This window comes from Streptosporangium sp. NPDC020072 (assembly GCF_040631445.1).
Lineage (GTDB): Bacteria > Actinomycetota > Actinomycetes > Streptosporangiales > Streptosporangiaceae > Streptosporangium.
On sequence record NZ_JBEYAB010000019.1, the window covers coordinates 76078 to 95420 of the forward strand.

General features: G+C 68.4%; 19 protein-coding genes. 14 read left to right on the plus strand and 5 right to left on the minus strand.

Annotated elements, in window-relative coordinates:
• Positions 1-27 precede the first annotated feature (27 nt).
• On the plus strand, positions 28-1425 hold the full coding sequence (locus ABZ470_RS36320) for a CCA tRNA nucleotidyltransferase (protein ID WP_352013644.1): 1398 nt from the start codon (positions 28-30) through the stop codon (positions 1423-1425).
• Positions 1395-2657, plus strand: coding sequence for an adenosylmethionine--8-amino-7-oxononanoate transaminase (locus tag ABZ470_RS36325; protein WP_362917190.1), 1263 nt, complete (start codon positions 1395-1397; stop codon positions 2655-2657). The genes ABZ470_RS36320 and ABZ470_RS36325 overlap by 31 nt, the downstream gene beginning before the upstream one ends.
• Here the strand turns inward: ABZ470_RS36325 and ABZ470_RS36330 are convergent.
• Complete coding sequence (locus ABZ470_RS36330) at positions 2608-3909, minus strand: MFS transporter (RefSeq protein WP_362917192.1); 1302 nt, start codon at positions 3907-3909, stop codon at positions 2608-2610. The two genes, ABZ470_RS36325 and ABZ470_RS36330, sit on opposite strands and share 50 nt — an antisense overlap.
• Positions 3910-4040: 131 nt before the next feature.
• On the opposite strand from ABZ470_RS36330, the gene idi reads away from it, so the two are divergent.
• Entirely contained in the window at positions 4041-4628 is a 588-nt protein-coding gene (idi, locus tag ABZ470_RS36335) for an isopentenyl-diphosphate Delta-isomerase (protein WP_362781978.1), read from the plus strand.
• 82 nt (positions 4629-4710) lie between these two features.
• On the opposite strand, the gene ABZ470_RS36340 is transcribed toward idi, so the two are convergent.
• Together ABZ470_RS36340 and ABZ470_RS36345 are read right to left on the minus strand one after the other, a co-directional pair.
• Positions 4711-5790 carry an inositol-3-phosphate synthase gene (locus ABZ470_RS36340; RefSeq protein ID WP_352013648.1) on the minus strand — a complete coding sequence of 360 codons (1080 nt, stop codon included), beginning with the start codon at positions 5788-5790 and terminating at the stop codon, positions 4711-4713.
• A 27-nt stretch (positions 5791-5817) separates the two neighbouring features.
• A complete protein-coding gene (locus ABZ470_RS36345) occupies positions 5818-6486 on the minus strand; it encodes a PadR family transcriptional regulator (RefSeq protein WP_352013649.1) in 669 nt (222 codons plus the stop codon).
• Positions 6487-7171: 685 nt separating this feature from the next.
• Here ABZ470_RS36345 and ABZ470_RS36350 point away from each other — a divergent pair.
• From ABZ470_RS36350 to ABZ470_RS36365, 4 genes are all read left to right on the plus strand, one after another.
• On the plus strand, positions 7172-9772 hold the full coding sequence (locus ABZ470_RS36350) for a transglycosylase domain-containing protein (RefSeq protein ID WP_362917194.1): 2601 nt from the start codon (positions 7172-7174) through the stop codon (positions 9770-9772).
• 17 nt (positions 9773-9789) lie between these two features.
• Complete coding sequence (locus ABZ470_RS36355; protein WP_362917196.1) at positions 9790-11079, plus strand: glycosyltransferase 87 family protein; 1290 nt, start codon at positions 9790-9792, stop codon at positions 11077-11079.
• Positions 11080-11089: 10 nt separating this feature from the next.
• A complete protein-coding gene (locus ABZ470_RS36360; protein WP_362917198.1) occupies positions 11090-11956 on the plus strand; it encodes a hypothetical protein in 867 nt (288 codons plus the stop codon).
• Between the two features lie 121 nt (positions 11957-12077).
• Positions 12078-12845, plus strand: a complete 768-nt coding sequence (locus ABZ470_RS36365) for a deoxyribonuclease IV (RefSeq protein WP_362781990.1) — start codon at positions 12078-12080, stop codon at positions 12843-12845.
• On the opposite strand, the gene ABZ470_RS36370 is transcribed toward ABZ470_RS36365, so the two are convergent.
• A complete protein-coding gene (locus tag ABZ470_RS36370) occupies positions 12836-13144 on the minus strand; it encodes a hypothetical protein (RefSeq protein WP_362917200.1) in 309 nt (102 codons plus the stop codon). The two genes, ABZ470_RS36365 and ABZ470_RS36370, sit on opposite strands and share 10 nt — an antisense overlap.
• Before the next feature lie 217 nt (positions 13145-13361).
• Here ABZ470_RS36370 and rpsF point away from each other — a divergent pair, with 217 nt between their 5' ends.
• From rpsF to ABZ470_RS36405, 7 genes are all read left to right on the plus strand, one after another.
• Positions 13362-13652 (plus strand): 30S ribosomal protein S6, encoded by a 291-nt coding sequence (gene rpsF / locus ABZ470_RS36375; protein ID WP_068928239.1) that lies wholly within the window; start codon positions 13362-13364, stop codon positions 13650-13652.
• A gap of 76 nt (positions 13653-13728) precedes the next feature.
• Positions 13729-14313 (plus strand): single-stranded DNA-binding protein, encoded by a 585-nt coding sequence (locus ABZ470_RS36380; RefSeq protein WP_352013655.1) that lies wholly within the window; start codon positions 13729-13731, stop codon positions 14311-14313.
• A 109-nt stretch (positions 14314-14422) separates the two neighbouring features.
• On the plus strand, positions 14423-14659 hold the full coding sequence (gene rpsR, locus ABZ470_RS36385) for a 30S ribosomal protein S18 (RefSeq protein ID WP_012895699.1): 237 nt from the start codon (positions 14423-14425) through the stop codon (positions 14657-14659).
• 14 nt (positions 14660-14673) lie between these two features.
• Positions 14674-15120 (plus strand): 50S ribosomal protein L9, encoded by a 447-nt coding sequence (gene rplI, locus ABZ470_RS36390; RefSeq protein ID WP_352013656.1) that lies wholly within the window; start codon positions 14674-14676, stop codon positions 15118-15120.
• A 167-nt stretch (positions 15121-15287) separates the two neighbouring features.
• Positions 15288-16172 carry an ABC transporter substrate-binding protein gene (locus ABZ470_RS36395; RefSeq protein WP_362917202.1) on the plus strand — a complete coding sequence of 295 codons (885 nt, stop codon included), beginning with the start codon at positions 15288-15290 and terminating at the stop codon, positions 16170-16172.
• Entirely contained in the window at positions 16172-17035 is an 864-nt protein-coding gene (locus ABZ470_RS36400; RefSeq protein ID WP_362917204.1) for an amino acid ABC transporter permease, read from the plus strand. Before ABZ470_RS36395 ends, ABZ470_RS36400 begins: the two co-directional genes overlap by 1 nt.
• A complete protein-coding gene (locus ABZ470_RS36405; RefSeq protein WP_362917206.1) occupies positions 17032-17784 on the plus strand; it encodes an amino acid ABC transporter ATP-binding protein in 753 nt (250 codons plus the stop codon). Before ABZ470_RS36400 ends, ABZ470_RS36405 begins: the two co-directional genes overlap by 4 nt.
• A gap of 3 nt (positions 17785-17787) precedes the next feature.
• Here the strand turns inward: ABZ470_RS36405 and ABZ470_RS36410 are convergent, their stop codons facing one another.
• Positions 17788-19209: an amino acid permease gene (locus ABZ470_RS36410; RefSeq protein ID WP_362917208.1), complete on the minus strand. Its 1422-nt coding sequence runs from the start codon at positions 19207-19209 to the stop codon at positions 17788-17790.
• Positions 19210-19343 lie beyond the last annotated feature (134 nt).

A 19343-nucleotide genomic window follows, 5' to 3' on the forward strand; every position in this document is an offset into this window, starting at 1 on the left:
AACCTGACTGAGAAGCAGCGGCACGGTATGAGCGAACTGTTTAGAAAGATCGCCCCCGTAGCCGACGAACTCGGCGAGCTGTTCGCCGCGAAGGGGTACCAGATCGCCCTCGTCGGCGGATCGGTTCGTGACGTCTTCCTCAGGAGGATAGGCAACGATCTCGACCTGACCACCGACGCGCGCCCCGAGGCCGTCCTCGACCTCGTGCGCGGCTGGGCCGACTCGGTCTGGACGGTCGGCATCGACTACGGCACGGTCGGCGCCCGCAAGGACGGCTGGCAGCTGGAGATCACCACCTACCGCAGCGAGTCCTACGACCCCGCCTCGCGCAAGCCGGAGGTGGCCTACGGTGACACGCTCGAAGGCGACCTGGCCAGGCGTGACTTCGCGGTCAACGCGATGGCGCTGCGCCTGCCCTCACGCGAGTTCGTCGACCCCCACGGCGGTCTGGACGACCTGCACGCCAAGGTGCTGCGCACGCCCGGCCCCCCGGAGCGCTCCTTCGACGACGACCCGCTGCGGATGCTCAGAGCCGCGAGGTTCGCCGCCCAGCTCGGCTTCACGGTCGATCCGGCGGCGCTGGCCGCGATGACCGCGATGGCCGAGCGCATCGAGATCGTCTCGGCCGAGCGCATCCGTGACGAGCTGGACAAGCTCATCCGCGGCGCCCACCCCCGCGAGGGGCTGACGATCCTGGTCGAGACGGGCCTGGCCGCCCACGTCCTGCCCGAGCTGCCCAAGCTCCGTCTGGAGATCGACGAGCACCACCGGCACAAGGACGTCTACGAGCACACGCTGATCGTGCTTGAGCAGGCGATCGGCCTTGAGGAGAACGGCGCGGACGGCATCCTGCGCTGGGCCGCGCTGCTGCACGACGTCGGCAAGCCGAAGACCCGCCGCCACGAGGCCGGGGGCCGGGTCTCCTTCCACCACCACGAGGTGGTCGGCGCCCAGCTCGCCAAGAAGCGCCTGACGGAGCTGAAGTTCCCCAAGGACGTGGTCTCCGACGTCTCCAAGCTGGTCGAGCTGCACCTGCGCTTCCACGGGTACGGCACCGGCGAGTGGACCGACTCGGCCGTGCGCCGCTACGTCCGCGACGCCGGGCACCTGCTCGACCGCCTGCACAAGCTGACCCGCGCCGACTGCACGACCCGCAACAGGCGCAAGGCCCAGACGCTGTCGCAGACCTACGACCAGCTTGAGGAGCGCATCGCCAGGCTGGCCGAGGAGGAAGAGCTCGGCAAGATCCGTCCCGAGCTCGACGGCAACGAGATCCAGGAGATCCTGGGCGTGCCCCCGGGGCCCGTCGTGGGACGCGCCTACAAGTTCCTGCTGGAGATGCGCCTGGACAGGGGGGTCGTCGGCAAGGAGACCGCCGCGCTCGCCCTGCGCGAGTGGGCCGAGGAGAACGGGATCTCGTCCTGAACCCCTCCTGGGAGGCCCTCGACCGTGAGCACGTGTGGCACCCCTACGCCTCGGTGCCTCCGGCCGTGCCCGTGCACACGGTCTCCAGGGCCGACGGGGTACGGCTGACGCTCGCCGACGGCAGGCGCCTGGTCGACGGCATGTCGTCCTGGTGGGCGGCCGTCCACGGCTACAACCACCCCAGGCTCAACCAGGCGCTGACCGACCAGCTCGGGGACATGGCGCACGTCATGTTCGGCGGCCTCACGCACGAGCCCGCCGTACGGCTGGCGAGCACCCTGGCGGACATGACCGGGCTGCCCCGGGTATTCCTGGCCGACTCGGGCTCGGTCGCGGTCGAGGTCGCGATCAAGATGGCCTTCCAGTTCACCGGGAGGAGCCGCCTGCTCACGGTCAGGGGCGGCTACCACGGCGACACCTTCGGCGCGATGGCCGTCTGCGACCCGGTCAACGGCATGCACCACCTGTTCTCCGGCGCCCTGCCCGAGCACGTGTTCGCCGACCGGCCGCCCGCCGCGCTCGACGAGGACTACCTGGTCCACCTGGAGAAGACCGTCGCCGCGCACGCGGACGAACTGGCGGCGATCATCGTGGAGCCGGTCGTGCAGGGCGCGGGCGGCATGCACTTCTACCACCCCGCCTACCTGCGCAGGCTTCGCGAGCTGGCCGACGAGTACGGCCTGCTGCTGATCGCCGACGAGATCGCCACCGGCTTCGGCAGGACGGGAGAGCTGTTCGGCTGCGACCACGCCGGGATCCGCCCCGACATCATGTGCCTGGGCAAGGCGCTGACGGGCGGTTACATGTCCCTGGCCGCGACGCTGTGCACGGAGCGGGTCGCCGAGGGCATCGGGACGCTCATGCACGGCCCGACCTTCATGGGCAACCCGCTGGCCTGCGCCGTCGCGGGCGCCAGTCTCGGCCTGCTGGCCGAACGCCCCTGGCGGCGGGAGGTCGCCCTGATCGAGGAAGGTCTGACCCGGGGGCTGGCCGAGGCCGCCGGGGCACCCGGCGTCAGGCAGGTGCGGGTGCTCGGCGCGATCGGCGTCATCGAGACCCACGAGCCGATCGACGTCCGGCGCGTCCAGGACGTGGTGATGGATCACGGGGTCTGGCTGCGGCCGTTCGGGCGGTTGCTCTACACGATGCCGCCCTACTCGATCGGCGACGACCTCGGCCTGGTCACGACCGCGATGACGGCAGCGGCGTTCTCGATCGATCCGCCGAGGTGACCGCCCGGTAGACCACGGCGCCGCCGATGTATCCGGCGGTGATGAGCCCGAGCACCAGCATGGACCTGCCGTCGGCGGGCAGCAGCGCGGCGGCGATCGCGGCGGCGATCACGTAGGTGCCGTTGAAGAGCATGTCGTAGAGGGAGAAGGCCCGGCCGAGGTAGACGTCCTCGATGTCGCTCTGCACACGGGTGTCGGTGCAGATCTTGATGCTCTGTCCCGCCAGGCCGAGCACGAAACCGCCGACCGCGAAGCCCCACTGCTGGAACGGCGCGCACAGCGCGAACGACAGCACCCCCGCGCCGGCCAGCATGGTCGGGATCCAGGTGTCGATCTCGAAGCGCTCGGTCGCCCACGGCGTCAGCACCACGGCCAGGGCGTAGCCGACCCCCGAGGTGGCCAGCACCAGGGAGGCCACGTCCAGCGCGTTCTCCGCGCTGTGGGCGAAGTGGTTGCGCGAGAGCATCACGATCATCGCCGTGCACATGCCGTACACGAAGCGATGGGTGGCCATCGCGCCGAGCGCGGCCGCGGCGGCCCGGTGACCAGCGATGTGACGCGCGCCGTCGACCAGGCCGCCGACCACGTTGCGCAGCGCCTGGCCGGCCTGCGGCCTGCCCGCGTCGTGGACCGGGCCGAGGAGGCGCCTGTCCATGGTCCTGGCGATCAGCGCGCTCGAACCGAAGGTGACGCCGGAGATGATCAGGAGAGCCGCCGTGCTGCGGTGGTCGCCGCCGAGGAGCCGGTTCAGCAGGTAGCCGAGCCCCGCGCCGACGAAGGTCACGACGGTGCCCGAGGTGGGGGTGACCGCGTTGGCCGCCAGCAGCCGGTCGCCGGGGACGACGTGCGGCAGCGAGGCGCCGAGGGCGGCCAGGAAGAAACGGTTGACGCCGAGCACGGCGAGCGCTGCGGCGTAGAAGACCCCGTCGGGGACGCCGACGAGCAGCAGCGCGGCGGCCAGGAACAGCAGCGTCGCGCGCACCATCGGCGCGATCACCAGGATCTGGCGCCGGGACCACCGGTCGATGAACACGCCGACGAAGGGACCGAGGATCGAGTACGGCAGGAACAGCACGGCCAGCCCGACGGCGACCTCCGCCGCGCTGGTGTTCTTCTCCGGGCTGAAGAAGGCGAATCCGGTCACCGCGAACTGGAAGACACCGTCGGAGAACTGGGAGGCGAGACGGGTACCGAACAGCCGCCTGAAGTCCTGGCCCCTCAGCAGTACGCGTAGGTCGGATGCGAATGACACGGGCTCAGCCTACGCGTGGCGAATCGGCCACGACGTCAGGAGGAACCCGCCTTGCCGGACACTTCATCACCTTTCATGACGTAACGCTGATCAGGAAGAACGAGCTGACATGGTCACGTACCCTCGGTCGGGTGACAGCTGATGAACACGTCGTGCTCGTCGACCCCGAGGGAAACGCGATCGGCACGGCGCCCAAGGCGACGGTGCACGGTTCCGACACGCCTCTGCACCTCGCCTTCTCCAGCTACGTGTTCGACGGCCTGAGACGGGTGCTGCTCACCCGCAGGGCGTCGCACAAGATCACCTGGCCGGGGGTGTGGACGAACAGCTGCTGCGGGCACCCGCTGCCCGGCGAACCGCTGTCCGGCGCGGTGCTGCGCAGGCTCTCCCACGAGCTCGGTCTCTCCGTCACCGGTGTCGACCTGGTGGTGCCGGACTTCTCCTACCGCGCGGTCATGGACAGCGGGATCGTCGAGCGGGAGCTGTGCCCGGTCTACCGGGCCGTGGTCGACGCCGAGGCCGTCCCCAACCCCGAGGAGGTCGGGGAGACGCGCTGGATGCCGTGGCGGGAGTTCGCAGCCGGGGTGCTCAACGGTGACCTCGCGGTCTCCCCCTGGTGCCGCGAGCAGGTGCCCCACCTGGTGAAGCTCGGCGACGACCCGCTCGGCTGGCCGGTCGCCGACCCGGCGGAGCTGCCGCCCGCCGCCCGTCCCGCCTGACGGCTCGACCCGGCCGTCCGGCCGTACGGCGAGGCCCTCCGCCCGGACCGGGTGGAGGGCCTTGTCATTGGCGGGATGGGCTTCAGCGCTCGACCTCGCCACGGATGAACTTCTCCACGTACTCCCTGGCCTCGTCGTCGGAGTACTGCTCCGGCGGGGACTTCATGAAGTAGGAGGAGGCCGACAGGATGGGCCCGGCGATGCCCCGGTCAAGAGCGATCTTGGCCGCGCGGACCGCGTCGATGATGATGCCGGCGGAGTTGGGGGAGTCCCAGACCTCCAGCTTGTACTCCAGGTTCAGCGGGGTGTCGCCGAAGGACCTGCCCTCAAGGCGGACGTAGGCCCACTTGCGGTCGTCGAGCCACGGCACGTGGTCGGACGGGCCGATGTGCACGTCGGCCTTGCCCATCTCGTGCGGGATCTGCGAGGTGACCGACTGGGTCTTGGAGATCTTCTTGGACTGCAGGCGCTTGCGCTCCAGCATGTTCATGAAGTCCATGTTCCCGCCGAAGTTCAGCTGGTAGGTGCGCAGCAGCTCGACGCCGCGGTCCTCGAACAGCTTGGCCATCACCCGGTGCGTGATGGTGGCGCCGACCTGCGACTTGATGTCGTCGCCGACGATCGGCACACCGGCCTCGGTGAACTTCTCCGCCCACACGGGGTCGGAGGCGATGAAGACGGGGAGCGCGTTGACGAAGGCGACCTTGGCGTCGATGGCGCACTGGGCGTAGAAACGGTCGGCCTCCTCGGAACCGACCGGCAGGTAGGAGACGAGGACGTCGACCTTGTTGTCCTTCAGGACCTGCACGACGTCCACCGGAGCCTCGTCGGACTCCTCGATCATGTCGCGGTAGAACTCGCCGAGACCGTCGAAGGTGTGACCGCGCAGCACGGTGACGCCGAGCGGCGGCACGTCGCAGATCTTGATGGTGTTGTTCTCCGAGGCGACGATCGCCTCGGAGAGGTCGCGCCCGACCTTCTTCGCGTCCACGTCGAAGGCGGCGACGAACTCGACGTCGCCGACGTGGTAGTCACCGAACTTGACGTGCATCAGGCCCGGCACCCGGCTACCCGGGTCGGCGTCCCTGTAGTAATGCACGCCCTGCACGAGCGACGAGGCGCAGTTGCCTACACCGACAATGGCTACGCGCACCGAACCCATGGCACTCGCTCCCCTTGTTCTTAATGGTCAATTGTCTTCCGAGGCGGGGTGCCGCCCCCTGTTATCCGTGCCGGGCGCGGGCGCCCGGGAGGTCCCTTCCTGTGTGGAGCGTCGCTCCTGTTCGGACGCGGAACTCCGTCGCTCCGTGGCGATCAGCTCATTCAACCAGCGCACTTCGCGTTCGACCGACTCCAGACCGTGACGCTGGAGCTCTAGCGTGTAGCTGTCCAGCCGCTCCCGGGTCCTGGCCAGAGCCGTACGGACACCGTCGAGCCGCTCTTCGAGCCTGCTGCGGCGGCCTTCGAGAATCCGCAGCCGCACCTCTGTCTCGGTGTGCCTGAAGAAGGCGAAGTGGACGCCGAAGCTCTCGTCCTCCCAGGCGGAGGGACCGGCCTGGGTGAGCAGCTCCTGGAGGCGCTCCTTCCCCTCCGTCGTCAGCTTGTAGACGATCTTGGAGCGTCTGCCGGTGAGCGTGATGGGGCTCTCGGCGGTGGGCACGTCCGAGTCGTCGTCCTCGACGATGAGCCCGTCGGTCAGGAGCTGACGAAGGCAGGGATAGAGCGAGCCGTAGGAGAACGCGCGAAACATCCCGAGGAGAGAGTTGAGCCGTTTGCGCAGCTCATAACCGTGGAGCGGGGTCTCGTGCAGCGACCCGAGCACGGCGAGCTCTAGCACGCCGCCACGTCCGCCGGCCACGGGAAACCACCACCTCTCGCGTCGATGTATCGAGCCGATACATCCTGAGGATACGTCGGGCCAACATATCTCTGCAATTAACGACTTTCCCAAGAGGTTGGGCGCAAACAGTAAAAAGCCGTAGTCTGGCGCTTATGTGGTCACAGCGAGCGGCAGCGGGCTTGCCCCCCGGCATGGCCAAGACCACTTCCCAATGTGGGAAATTCCACGCTCGGATGGGGGTGGTCTGCCATCGTGGTCCGTGGAACCAGCTGACGGCCTCACCCGTCCTCGGGAACGGAGATCCGCCCCAAAGGGGCGGCTACCAGTGAGCCAAGGCGCTGAGAAAGATCGCGTTCAAGCGGTAATCTCACCCGCCTGCACGCCGTCGTAGACCCCGATGACCGAACGAGGACGCGTGAGTTACAGCAACAGCCATGACCCGGAGCCGTACGGGCGCTCTCAAGCCCCTGACGCGTCTCGCCAGGGACGGCGCCGTCGCTCAGGCACGGGAGCCGCTTCCTCCGCGGTTCCCCCGCCACCGCTTCCCCAAACCGGAGACGCCGGTCAGGCGACCCAGGTTTACCCCCAGCCGAACTTCCAGGGACGGCCGCCTTACGGTGCCCCTGGTCCTGGGCAGGGCGGGCAGGAAGCGCCCCCGCTCGGTGGGCGCAGGGCGGAGGCCGCCTTCGAGGACACCCAGGCCATGCTGGCCGCCCAGGCCGGAGGCTCGTCGCCCACGGCCCACACGGCCGTGCACCAGTCCCCCATGCCGCAGGCCGCCCCGCAGGCGGGACCCGGCGCGCGGGCGGCCATGGACGACCAGGCCACCCAGATCGGCTCGCCCATGCAGGCGTCGGGACCGGCCACGCAGATGAGCACGGGCGCCTCAGGAGGCCCGGCGGCCCCCGGCGGACGCAGGCGCGCGCGCCGCGGCTCCGCGGCGCGGGCCGGCTTCCAGGGACAGGGTGGCGCCGAGCAGCTCGACGGTCCGGGCGGCGGTGGCCCCACGGGTCCCGGCGGAGGCAGTGGTCCCGGTGGTCCCGGCGGCCCTGACGACGAGGACGACCGCAAGCCGCGGCGTACGGGCTGGAAGCGATTCCTGCCGAGCTGGAAGATCGTGGTCGCGGGCTTCACCATCTTCGTCGCGGGCGTCTTTGGCATGATCGCCGTCGCTTACGCCAACATCCCCGTCCCCACCACCACCCAGGCGGACGTGGACGACGAGGGCAGCGTCATCTACTACAGCGACAAGACCGTGCTCGCCCGCCTCGGCGTCAAGCGGACGATCGTCTCGATCGACAAGGTGCCCGAGCATGTCAAGGACGCGGTGATCGCCGCGGAGAACCGCAGCTTCCGCGAGGACAGCGGCATCGACTTCAGGGGCATGGCCCGATCGCTGTGGAGTACGGTCAGCGGCGCCCAGGTCCAGGGCGCCTCGACGATCACCCAGCAGATGGCTCGTAACTACTACGACGGGCTCAGCCAGGAGGTCTCGATCCAGCGGAAGATCAAGGAGATCTTCGTCGCGATCAAGATCAACAAAGAGCTGCCAAAGGACAAGATCCTTGAGCAGTACCTCAACACCATCTACTTCGGCCGCGGAGCCAGAGGCATCCAGGCCGCGGCCAAGTCGTTCTTCAACAAGAACGTCGACGAGCTGACCCCGGAGATGGGCGCCTACCTCGCGGGCCGCATCCAGAACCCCGACGCCTTCGACCGCGCGGAGATAGCCAAGAACCTGGCACCGACCCAGGAGCGCTACACCTACGTGATCAAGGGCATGGCCGAGATGTTCCCCGACAAGTACGGCTCGCTGCCCACCAAGACCCCCACGGCTCCCAAGCGGGTCACCTACGCCAACAAGGACTACTACAAGGGCATCAACGGTTACATGATCACCGAGGTGCTCAAGGAGCTCAACCGCCGGGGGATCAGTGAGGAGGACGTCAAGCGGAACGGCTACAAGATCTACTCGACGTTCGACAAGAAGCTGATGCTCGCGGCGAAGAAGGCCGTCCAGGAGAACACCTCGGGCCTGTCCCCCGAGATCCACACCGGTCTGGCGGCCGTCGATCCCCGCAACGGGCGGGTGCTCGCCTTCTACGGCGGTCCCAGCTTCACCAAGACCGAGTGGAACGACGCGTTCATGTCGCAGAAGCAGGCGGCCTCGGCGTTCAAGCCCTACGTGCTGGCCGCCTGGCTTGAGGCGGGCAACAGCCTCAACAGCTACCTGTCGGGCAAGGGTCCGATCAAGGCGCCGGGCACCAACCCGATCAAGAACTCCCACGACATCCCCGGTGGCTCGGTGAACGTCGTCAGGGCCACCGCCGAGTCCGTCAACACCGCCTTCGTGCAGATGGGCGAGGAGGTCGGCCTCGACAAGGTCATCGGCATCGCCTCCGGCGCGGGCCTCAGCGAGGAGCGGCTCAAGGAGGCGGAGCAGCGTCACGCCTTCGCCATCACGATCGGTTCGGGCCAGGTCACCCCGGTCGAGCAGGCCGGTGGCTACTCGATCTTCGCCAACGCCGGCAAGCACTACGACAACCACGTCGTGATCAAGGTTCTCGACCGTGACAAGGTGACGGTGCTCAAGGAGAACGACCAGCCGACCCAGGTCATCAGCCCCGACAGCGCCGCCGACGCCGTCGCCGCGCTCCAGCAGGTGATCAAGGATCCCAGGGGTACCGGCCGCGCCGCCGCCCTGTCCGACCGGCCGGTCGCGGGCAAGACCGGAACCAACGACGAGAACAAGGAAGCCTGGTTCGTCGGGTTCACCCCGCAGCTGTCCACCGCGGTCGGCATGTACCGCCAGCAGAAGAAGACCAACGCTGAGATCTCGCTGGGCGACATCCAGGGCGCGACCTACCCCACCCGCGTGTGGCACGCCTTCATGCAGGAGGCCATGCGCGGCAAGGAGGTCATGCAGTTCCCGCCGCCCGCCAACGTCGGTACGGACAAGAACCTCGCGCCCAAGCCCGAACCCTCGCCGACGCCGACCGCGACCGAGAACCCCGACGACGGCGACGGTGGTTACGGCGACTACGACGGTGACGGGAACGGCGACCAGGGCGGTGACCAGTGTCAGCCCGGGGACATCTCCTGCGACTCGTCGCTGGACGACAACGGCACCGGGACCGGTCAGCGCGAAGACCCTGACGGCACCGGCGACGGAACCGGTGACGGTACCGGCGACGGGATAGGCGACGGCACGGGAGACGGAACCGGCGACGGCATCGGGCTCGACTCGGGAGCCGCGCCGGGTGCGGCCGTACCTGATCCAAAACCGACAGGACAACACCATTGATGAAGAGCGCCCAGACAATGCCTGTCGCGCTGCCCTCCTTAGGCGCGCGAGTCACCCCCTACATCCCCCTGGCCCTCTTCGGGGCCCTGGGGGCGGTGCTCTCCTTCCTGTGGAAGTGGCCCTGCCGGTTCGGCGGGGCCTGGAACGACGGAACCCTGCAGTTCACGAACTTCTGTTACACCGACATCTATCCGCTGTGGTGGAACGAGAAGCTCAGCGAGGGCAAGATCCCCTACTTCGACTATCCGGTCGAGTACCCCGTCGGCATCGGCGGGATCATGGAGATCTTCCGTAGGATCGCCTCCTCCATGGCTGATCCCGCGGTCGCCTTCTACGACCTGACCGTGATCCTCATGGCCCTGTGCCTGATCGTCGGCGTGGTGCTCATGGCCGCGCTCGCCGGTCCCACCCGTCGCTGGGACGCGCTCTGGTACGCCCTGGCCCCCTCGCTGATCCTCACCGCCTACATCAACTGGGACCTGGCGGCCGGCGCCCTCGCCCTGGCCGCGATGCTCGCCTGGTCGAAGCAGCGGCAGTGGCTCGCGGGCGTCATGCTCGGGCTGGCCATCGCCACGAAGTTCTACCCGGTGATGTTCCTCGGCCCGCTGTTCCTGCTGACGGTGCGCACCGGGAAGTGGAAGCCGTTCCTGCAGACCGTCGGCGGCGTCGCGGCCTCCTGGCTCGTGGTCAACGTCCCGGTCATGCTCGCCGCCTTCCCCGGCTGGAGCAAGTTCTACGTCTTCAGCCAGGAGCGGCGCGCCGACTGGGGATCCATCTGGTACTTCTTCGGCAACAAGCAGTGGCCGTTCCTGGGCGATCCGGCACGGCTCGACATGCTGGGCATCGTCTCGCTCGGCGCCTGCTGCCTGGCGATCGCCGTGCTCGCGGTGACGGCCAAGACGCGGCCCCGGCTGATGCAGCTGTGCTTCCTCACCCTGGCCGCCTTCATGATCACCAACAAGGTGTGGTCGCCGCAGTACGTCCTGTGGCTGATCCCCTTCGCCGTCCTGGCCAGGCCGAACTGGAAGCCGATCGCCCTGTGGCAGATCGCCGAGTGCTGGTACTTCTTCGCGATCTGGCTCTACCTCCTGACCCAGAGGCCGGAGAGCGCGGCCCTCGGCATCACCGACGACACCTACTTCACCGCCGTGTGGGGCCGGGTGATCACCATCCTGATCATGATGGGCTTCGTGGTGCGCGACATCCTCAGGCCGGACAAGGACGCGCTCAGGCAGGACGGGATCGACGACCGGTCGGGCGGGGTCTTCGACGGCGCCCCCGACAAGTTCAGGCTCGCCCTCTCCTGAGACACAACCGTTGACCCTGTTCGCCGCGCCCCTGTTCACGACCGACTGGTCGCTGACGGGGGCGCTCGTCTCGGTGGCGGCCTGCGCGGTGGCCGTGGTGGCGCTGGCCAAGCTGGCAGACACCGAGACGGCCGAGCCTGAGGGGCGGCGCCCCGGTGGCTGGCGGGCGGCCGTGGCGCTGCTGCTCTGGCCGACGTCGGTGTTCCTGGTGGCGGGCTACGACGAGTCGTTGTTCCTGGCCCTGGCGATCCCCGCCTGGCTGGCCGCGCGCCGGGGCCGCTGGCCACTGGCCGCCGCCCTGGCCGCGGGTGCGTCATGCGTACGGATCACCGGGCTGTTCCTCGCCCTCGCCCTGATCGTCGAGTTCTTCGGCTCCGGCACCCCGGTACGGCGGGCGGGATGGCTGGCGCTGCCGTTCGCGCCGTTGCTGCTGCGCTCCGGCTGGCAGCGGCTCAACGGCGGAGACTGGCTGACCTGGGGGCAGGCGCAGGAGGCGGGCTGGGGCCGGTGGTTCGTGTGGCCCTGGGAGTCGCTGGCCTCGATCTGGCGCTCCGCCCTCGCCGAGGAACGCTCCGCGTTGCTGTTCCAGATGGAACTCGCCGGGGCGGTCTTCGCGGTCGGGCTGGTGCTGCTGTTGCTGTTCCTGCGGCGCTGGAGCGAACTCGTCTACGTGGGGCTCCAGGCGGGAGTTCTGATCTGTTCGGCCTCCTACCTGGCGATTCCGCGCGCCGTACTGCTGTGGTGGCCCGTCTTCGTGCTCGTGGCCAGGGCCGGCGCCCGGGGACGCTGGTGGGTGCTCGTCGTCTACGCGCTGCTGACGACCCCCCTGATGCTGCTCAACGCGCTGACCTATCTGGAGAGTGTCAGGGCGGGGTGATCATCCCTACCCACTTCCGGCGAAAAGTAATCCAGAAAAGTTATCCACAGGCTGGGGATTACCATCCCTTGTCGTGGACGGAGCCCCCGTACGGCTTGCCGAAACGGCTACGCTCGAACACATGCCGCTAATCGGAGCTCATGTCGACCAGGACGATCCACTGACCCACGCCAGGGCGCGCGGCGCGGAGGTGGCGCAGTTCTTCCTCGGAGACCCGCAGGGCTGGAAGGCCCCCGTCATCGGGGACAAGACACGGGACATCAAGGACTCCGACGTCGCCGCCTACGTCCACGCCCCCTACGTCATCAACGTGGCCACCTCGAACAACCGGATCCGCATCCCCAGCAGGAAGCTGCTCAGCTCCCATCTGGCGGCGGCGGCCGAGGTCGGCGCCAAGGGCCTCATCGTGCACGGCGGCCACGTCAACGCGGGCGACGACCCCCAGAAGGGCTTCGACAACTGGCGCAAGGTGTTCGAACGCCTTGAGGAGCACGAGGTCCCGGTGCTCATCGAGAACACCGCGGGCGGCGGCAACGCCATGGCGCGGAAACTGGAGAGCATCGCCCGGCTGTGGGAGGCCCTCGACGGCTTCGACGTCGGATTCTGCCTGGACACCTGCCATGCCTGGGCCGGAGGCATCGACCTGGAGCAGGCGGTCGAGCAGATCATGGCCATCACCGGCCGGATCGACCTGATCCACTGCAACGACTCCCGCGACGCCGCGGGCTCGGGCGCGGACCGGCACGCCAACCTCGGCGCGGGCCAGATCGACACCGACCTCATCCTCGCCGCCTGCCGGAAGGCCAACGCCCCCATCGTGGTCGAAACCCCCGGCGACGGCCAGGCGGAGGACATCGCCCTGCTGAGAAAAGAGTTGGCTCAGGGGTAGAAGCCGCCGTGGTAGATGCCGAAGGCGACGCCTACGAAGGAGGCCACGATGCCCACGATGTTGAGGGCGCGTTCCGGGGTCGTCGCCGAGACGTACTGGGAGTAGAGGCCGCCGACGAACCCCACCACGCCAAGCCAGCAGGCAACCGCGTGCGCGGCGGGGAAGAACCCGGCGACGAAGGCGATCAGACCGCAGGCGATGGTGACGACGCTCAGGACGTTCTGCACGGGATGCCGCTGACCGTCGTTGTCCAGTATTCGGGAGATCGGGTTCCCAGGTAGACGAGGCGCGTCCGACATGTTTCCACCTCCCCTTTCCTCTGCTAGAGGAGTGCCCGCGTCCTGACGGCCCAACCATTGACAGCCTGGTAGGCTGGCACGGCTACGTCGCATGGGTGTGTCATCGCCACCCTCCGCCATGGGCGCCGAAATGGGCGTCCGCGGTGAAGACGTCAGCGTCCTCCTGTCACGACACGGTGTCGTGACCGCAAAAGTCCAGAGGAGGTTGGAAGCCAGCATGCGTCGTTACGAAGTGATGGTCATCCTCGACCCTTCGCTCGATGAGCGCACCGTGGCCCCTTCCCTCGACCAGTTCCTCAGTGTCGTCCGCAACGACGGCGGCACCGTGGAGAAGGTCGACGTGTGGGGTCGTCGCAGGCTCTCCTACGACATCGCCAAGAAGCCCGAGGGCATCTACGCCGTCATCGACCTGACCGCCGAGCCCGCGACGGTCAAGGAGCTCGACCGGCAGATGAACCTCAACGAGGGCATCCTCCGCACCAAGGTCCTGCGTCCGGACGTGCACTAACCCCGACTTTTGTCGGGAGGCAGCCGTACTCTGAGCCGATAGACCGCGAAAGGCCGCAGGAAGGGCAACGCTAGCCATGGCAGCAGGCGACACCACGATCACCATCGTCGGCAACCTCGTCGACGACCCCGAGCTGCGTTTCACCCCTACGGGGCAAGCCGTGGCCCGGTTCCGCATCGCGTCCACTCCGAGGTTCCTGGACAAGCAGACCAACGAGTGGAAGGACGGCGAAGGCCTGTTCCTGACCTGCAACGTGTGGCGGCAGGCGGCGGAGAACGTCGCCGAGAGCCTGCAGCGCGGCATGCGGGTCATCGTTCAGGGACGGCTGCGCCAGCGGTCCTATGAGACCAAGGAAGGCGAGAAGCGCACGGTCTACGAGGTCGAGGTCGACGAGGTCGGCCCGTCCTTGAGGAACGCGACCGCCAAGGTCAACAAGACCGCCCGTCAGGGCGGTGGCGGTGGCTTCGGCGGCGGTCCCGCCAACGACCCGTGGGCCTCGGCCGCGCCCGCTCCCCAGGGGGGCGGCAACTACGGCGGTGGCGGCAACTACGGCGGCCAGCAGTCGGGTGGCGGCTTCGGCGGCGGTCAGCCGTCGGGCGGCAACTACGGCGGCGGCAACAACTTCGGTGGCGGCGACTTCAGCGACGAACCGCCCTTCTAGGTCCATCCACGGCCGTCCTCCGGGGCGGCCGGGGCCGCACTGAGAAAACCAGTCCATATCCGCAGCGACCATTCCCGCCGCACGGCGGGGCTCTGAAAGGAGCACCACGATGGCCAAGCCGGCACTGCGCAAGCCTAAGAAGAAGGTTTGCCTGTTCTGCCACGACAAGATCTCCTACGTCGACTACAAGGACACGGCGCTGCTTCGGAAGTTCATCTCCGACCGCGGCAAGATCCGTGCCCGCCGGGTGACGGGCAACTGCACCCAGCACCAGCGTGACGTGGCGACCGCTATCAAGAACGCTCGTGAGATGGCGCTCCTGCCGTACATGAGCACCGCGCGCTAAGGAGGTCCGGACAGATGAAGCTCATTCTCACCAGTGAGGTCACCGGCCTCGGCGCCCCCGGCGACATCGTCGAGGTCAAGAACGGCTACGGCCGTAACTACCTGCTCCCCCGTGGCTTCGCGATCCTGTGGACCCGCGGTGGCGAGAAGCAGATCGCCTCGATCAAGAAGGCGCGCGACGCCCGCGAGATCCGCGACCTGGGCACCGCCCAGGAGGTCGCCGGTCAGCTCAAGTCCCTCAAGGTGGTGCTGAAGACGAAGGCGGGCGAGTCCGGCCGTCTCTTCGGTTCGATCACCACGAGTGACGTCGCCGAGGCCGTCAAGGCCGCCGGCGGCCCGGTGCTCGACCGCCGTCGCATCGAGATCGCCTCCGCGATCAAGAGCCTCGGCTCCCACCGGGTCAGCGTCAAGCTGCACCCGGAGGTCTCCGCAGCTCTCGACGTCGAGGTCGTCGCGGCCTGAGGCCACGCCGGCACCGTACGAGATCGTCGGTGACAGGGCTCCCTTCCCGCTGGAAGGGAGCCCTTGTCCGTTTGGGAGGCGCTATTCCCGACCGATGGGGCTGGTTAACTTACCGTTACCGACAATACGTACAATTCGGGAGTTGTCGTTTCCCCTGGAGGTCCTCCATGCTTCGCCCCTCGATGCTGCTCGCACTCGGCGCCCTCGCCGCCACCGCGGTCGCCTGTGCGCCCGCGTCGGATTCGACGACCGGCACGGGCGCCGACGCCGGCAAGGCCGACGCGTCCGCACCCGCCACCTCCTGCGCCAAGGACCAGCTCGCCCTGAAGACGCCGGGCAAGCTGACCGTCGGCACCGACAAGCCGGCCTACGAGCCGTGGTTCAAGGACGACGACCCGTCCAACGGCAAGGGTTTCGAGAGCGCCGTCGTCTACGCGATCGCCAAGGAGCTCGGCTTCCAGAGCGGTGAGGTCGCCTGGTCGACGGTGAAGTTCGACTCGGCCTTCGCCCCCGGCGCCAAGCAGTTCGACTTCGACCTCAACCAGGTCTCCGTCACCCCCGACCGGGCCAAGGTCGTCGACTTCAGCGACGGCTACTACACGGTCAAGCAGGCCGTCGTCGCGCTGGCCGGTTCGAAGACGGCCGCCGTCACGGACCTGGCGGCCCTGAAGACCGCCAAGATCGGTGTGCAGGTCGGGACGACCTCGCTGCAGGCGGTCAAGGACGTCATCCAGCCCTCCGCCGAGCCGAACGTCTACAACGAGCAGATCGACGTGGTGAACGCGCTGAAGAACAAGCAGGTCGACGCCGTGGTCGTGGACCTGCCGACCGCCTTCTACGTGACCGCGGCCCAGGTCGAGAACTCCAAGCTGGTCGGCCAGTTCGGCGCCGCCTCCGGCACGCCCGAGGTCTTCGGCGCGGTCTTCGAGAAGGGCAGCCCGCTGGTGCGCTGCGTCAACGAGGCGATCGGCAAGCTGTCCGGCTCCGGTGAACTGGCCAAGATCGAGCAAGAGTGGCTCGGCTCGGCGGCGGGCGCTCCGGAGCTGAAGTAGTGACCGTCCGACCCTCGCCGGACGCCTCGGGCTGGGTGAAGAGCACCCGGCAGGTGGAGCGGGAACGCCTGCTCAGGCGGCGTTCGATCCGCTCGGGGTCGATCGCGACCGTCTCGACGCTCCTGGTGGTCGTCCTGCTGGTCTGGGGCGTCACCGCCTCGCCCGGCTGGGTGCGGGTCAGGGAGACGTTCTTCGACCCCGAGCAGTTCGTCAGGGCCTTCCCCGACGTGCTGAGCGGCTTCCTGCTCAACGTCAAGATCTTCCTGATCGCCGAGCCGCTGGTGCTGCTCGTCGGCCTGGCGGTCGCGCTGGTCCGCGGCCTCAGGTCGCCGGTGTTCTTCCCGCTGCGCGCCCTCGCGGTCGCCTACACCGACGTCTTCCGCGGTGTGCCGACCATCCTGGTCATCTACCTCGTCGGCTTCGGCCTGCCCGCCCTCGGTCTGCAGGGCATGCCGACGGATCTGGCGACGCTGGGCGTCATCGCGCTCACGCTGTCCTACGGCGCCTACGTCGCGGAGGTCTTCAGGGCGGGCATCGACTCCGTCCACCCCAGTCAGATCGCCGCGGCCAGGTCGCTCGGGCTGGGACACGGCGGCACCATGCGGCACGTCGTGCTGCCGCAGGCCGTACGGCGGGTGGTGCCGCCACTGCTCAACGACTTCGTCTCGCTGCAGAAGGACACCGCGCTCGTCGCCACGATCGGTCCGCTCGAAGCGCTGCGCCAAGCCCAGATCCACGCCGCGAGCACGTTCAACTACACCCCCTACCTGGTCGGGGCGTTGCTGTTCATCCTGCTGACCATTCCGCTCGCCCGTCTCACCGACTATCTGGCGGCCAGGTCCCAGCGGCGGAGGGGCCAGTGAAGGACACGAATCTGCTGACCGTCGAGGGCCTGTGGAAGAGCTACCACGGCCACGCCGTACTGCGGGGCATCGACCTTGAGGTACGGCCTCACGAGGTGGTCTGCCTGGTCGGCGCCTCGGGGTCGGGAAAGTCCACGTTGCTGCGCTGCGTGAGCCTGCTGGACACCGTGGACGACGGCTCCATCCACCTCGACGGCAGGGACATCACCGACGTCCGCGCCGATCCGGACGCGGTACGCAAGCGCATGGGCGTGGTCTTCCAGGCCTTCAACCTCTTCCCGCACATGACCGTGCTCGACAACATCACGCTCGCCCCCCGCAAGGTGCACGGCGTCGGCAGACGGCAGGCCGAGGAGCAGGCCCGTGAGCTGCTGGAGAGGTTCGGCCTGGCGGACAAGGCGGGGGCCTACCCCGACAGGCTCTCCGGGGGTCAGCAGCAGCGGGTGGCCATCGTCAGGGCGCTGGCCGTCAAGCCGCTGCTGATGCTGCTCGACGAGGTGACCTCCGCGCTCGATCCCGCGCTGGTCGCGGAGGTCCTTGAGGTCATCAGGGAGCTCAAGGCGAGCGGGATGACCATGATCCTGACGACCCACGAGATGGGTTTCTGCCGGGAGATCGCCGACACCGTCTGCTTCCTCGACGGCGGTGTGCTGCTGGAGAAGGCGCCTCCCGAGGAGTTCTTCACCGACCCCAAGGAGCCGAGGACCAGGCAGTTCCTGCGCAGTGTGCTCGACGCCCGTCGCATCTGAGCCTCAGCGTCTGTGCCGTCCCCGCAGGCCGGAGCCGGCGGGGCCGCTCCCGTTCCCGGCGAGCACGCTGTTGTGTCTGCCGTACAGGAGGTAGACGAGCAGGCCGACGGCCATCCAGGCGGCGAAGTACAGCCAGGTGACGATCTGGAGGTTGACCAGCAGCCACAGGCAGGCGGCGATCGAGGCGACCGGCACGAAGGGGGAGAACGGCACGCGGAAGCCCCTGGGCAGGTCGGGCATGGTCCGCCGCATCCTGAGGACTCCCGCGGCCACGGCCACGAAGACGAACAGGGTGCCGATCACGACCAGCGGTTCGAGCGTGAGCACCGGCACGAACTCGGCCATGAGGATCGCCACGACGCCGATGAGCAGCGTCACCCGGGTCGGGCTGCGGTAACGCCGGTCGACCCTGGCCAGTGAGCGGGGGAAAAGGCCGTCCCTGGCCATGGAGAACATGACGCGGGTCAGGCCGACGAGCAGCACCAGGACGACCGTGGTGAGGCCCAGGACCGCGCCGAGGTTGATGACGTGCACCATGAAGCCCTCACCCGCCGCGCGGAAGGCGTTGGCGAGCGGCGCCTCGGTGTCGATCCTGTCGTAGGAGATCATGCCGACCATCACCAGCGCGACCGCGATGTAGACGACCGTGGTGACGATCAGGCTGCGGATGATGCCCTTGGGCACCGACAGGGGGGCGTCCTCGGCCTCCTCGGCGGCGGTGGCCACGACGTCGAAGCCGATGTAGGCGAAGGTGATGACCGCCGAGGCGGCGAAGATGCCGAACCAGCCGAACGCGCCCGGCTGGCCGAACAGCAGGCCGAGCAGCGGTGAGTGCAGGGCGTCGACGGACGGCCCGGCGGGGGCAGGGGGAACCGGGATGGCCGACAGGTTGCGCTGGTCGAAGTGGGTGGCGCCGACCACGATGACGGCGCCGATGGCCAGCAGCTTGGCGGCGACGATGACGCGCAGGGCCCGCAGGCCGATCCTGGTGCCCAGTGTGATCACGACCGTCATCAGCACCAGGATGAACAGCGTGAACAGGTCGAACCCCTCGGAGCGGCCGACGAACGAGGCCAGGGGTTCGGGGAAACGCACTCCGAGGTCGGTGAGCAGCTGGGCGGCGTACAGCGACCAGACGCGGGAGACGCCCGCGCCGGCCAGCAGCAGTTCGAGCACCAGGGCCCAGCCGACCGCCCAGGCCCAGACCTCGCCGAAGATGACGTAGGTGAAGGTGTAGGCGCTGCCCGAGGTGGGCAGCGCCGAGGATAACTCGGCGAAGCAGAAGGCGACGAGCAGGCTGGTGATACCGGCGATCATGAACGAGAGGACGACGCCGGGGCCCGCCATGGTGGCCGCCTGGCGTCCGGCGAGGCTGAAGATGCCCGCACCGATCATGACGCCGACGCCCATGACCACGAGGTCCATGGGGCCGTACGCCCTGGGCAGGCCATGGCGCGCGCCGCCGGTCCATCGGTTTGTCGCTTCACTGGGGGGTAGGCGGCGGACGATCGACGAGGAGTGACCTTCGGGCACGACGTGTCCCAATCATGGAGGGTGGA

Bases quoted from the DNA above. Each gene is read 5' to 3' on its own strand.
- ABZ470_RS36320 (WP_352013644.1), top strand. From the start codon at position 28: ATGAGCGAACTGTTTAGAAAGATCGCCCCCGTAGCCGACGAACTCGGC.
- ABZ470_RS36340 (WP_352013648.1), bottom strand. From the start codon at position 5,790: ATGGGTTCGGTGCGCGTAGCCATTGTCGGTGTAGGCAACTGCGCCTCG.
- ABZ470_RS36350 (WP_362917194.1), top strand. From the start codon at position 7,172: ATGCTGGCCGCCCAGGCCGGAGGCTCGTCGCCCACGGCCCACACGGCC.
- ABZ470_RS36355 (WP_362917196.1), top strand. From the start codon at position 9,790: ATGCCTGTCGCGCTGCCCTCCTTAGGCGCGCGAGTCACCCCCTACATC.
- ABZ470_RS36365 (WP_362781990.1), top strand. From the start codon at position 12,078: ATGCCGCTAATCGGAGCTCATGTCGACCAGGACGATCCACTGACCCAC.
- ABZ470_RS36370 (WP_362917200.1), bottom strand. From the start codon at position 13,144: ATGTCGGACGCGCCTCGTCTACCTGGGAACCCGATCTCCCGAATACTG.
- rpsF (WP_068928239.1), top strand. From the start codon at position 13,362: ATGCGTCGTTACGAAGTGATGGTCATCCTCGACCCTTCGCTCGATGAG.
- ABZ470_RS36380 (WP_352013655.1), top strand. From the start codon at position 13,729: ATGGCAGCAGGCGACACCACGATCACCATCGTCGGCAACCTCGTCGAC.
- rpsR (WP_012895699.1), top strand. From the start codon at position 14,423: ATGGCCAAGCCGGCACTGCGCAAGCCTAAGAAGAAGGTTTGCCTGTTC.
- rplI (WP_352013656.1), top strand. From the start codon at position 14,674: ATGAAGCTCATTCTCACCAGTGAGGTCACCGGCCTCGGCGCCCCCGGC.
- ABZ470_RS36395 (WP_362917202.1), top strand. From the start codon at position 15,288: ATGCTTCGCCCCTCGATGCTGCTCGCACTCGGCGCCCTCGCCGCCACC.
- ABZ470_RS36410 (WP_362917208.1), bottom strand. From the start codon at position 19,209: ATGGACCTCGTGGTCATGGGCGTCGGCGTCATGATCGGTGCGGGCATC.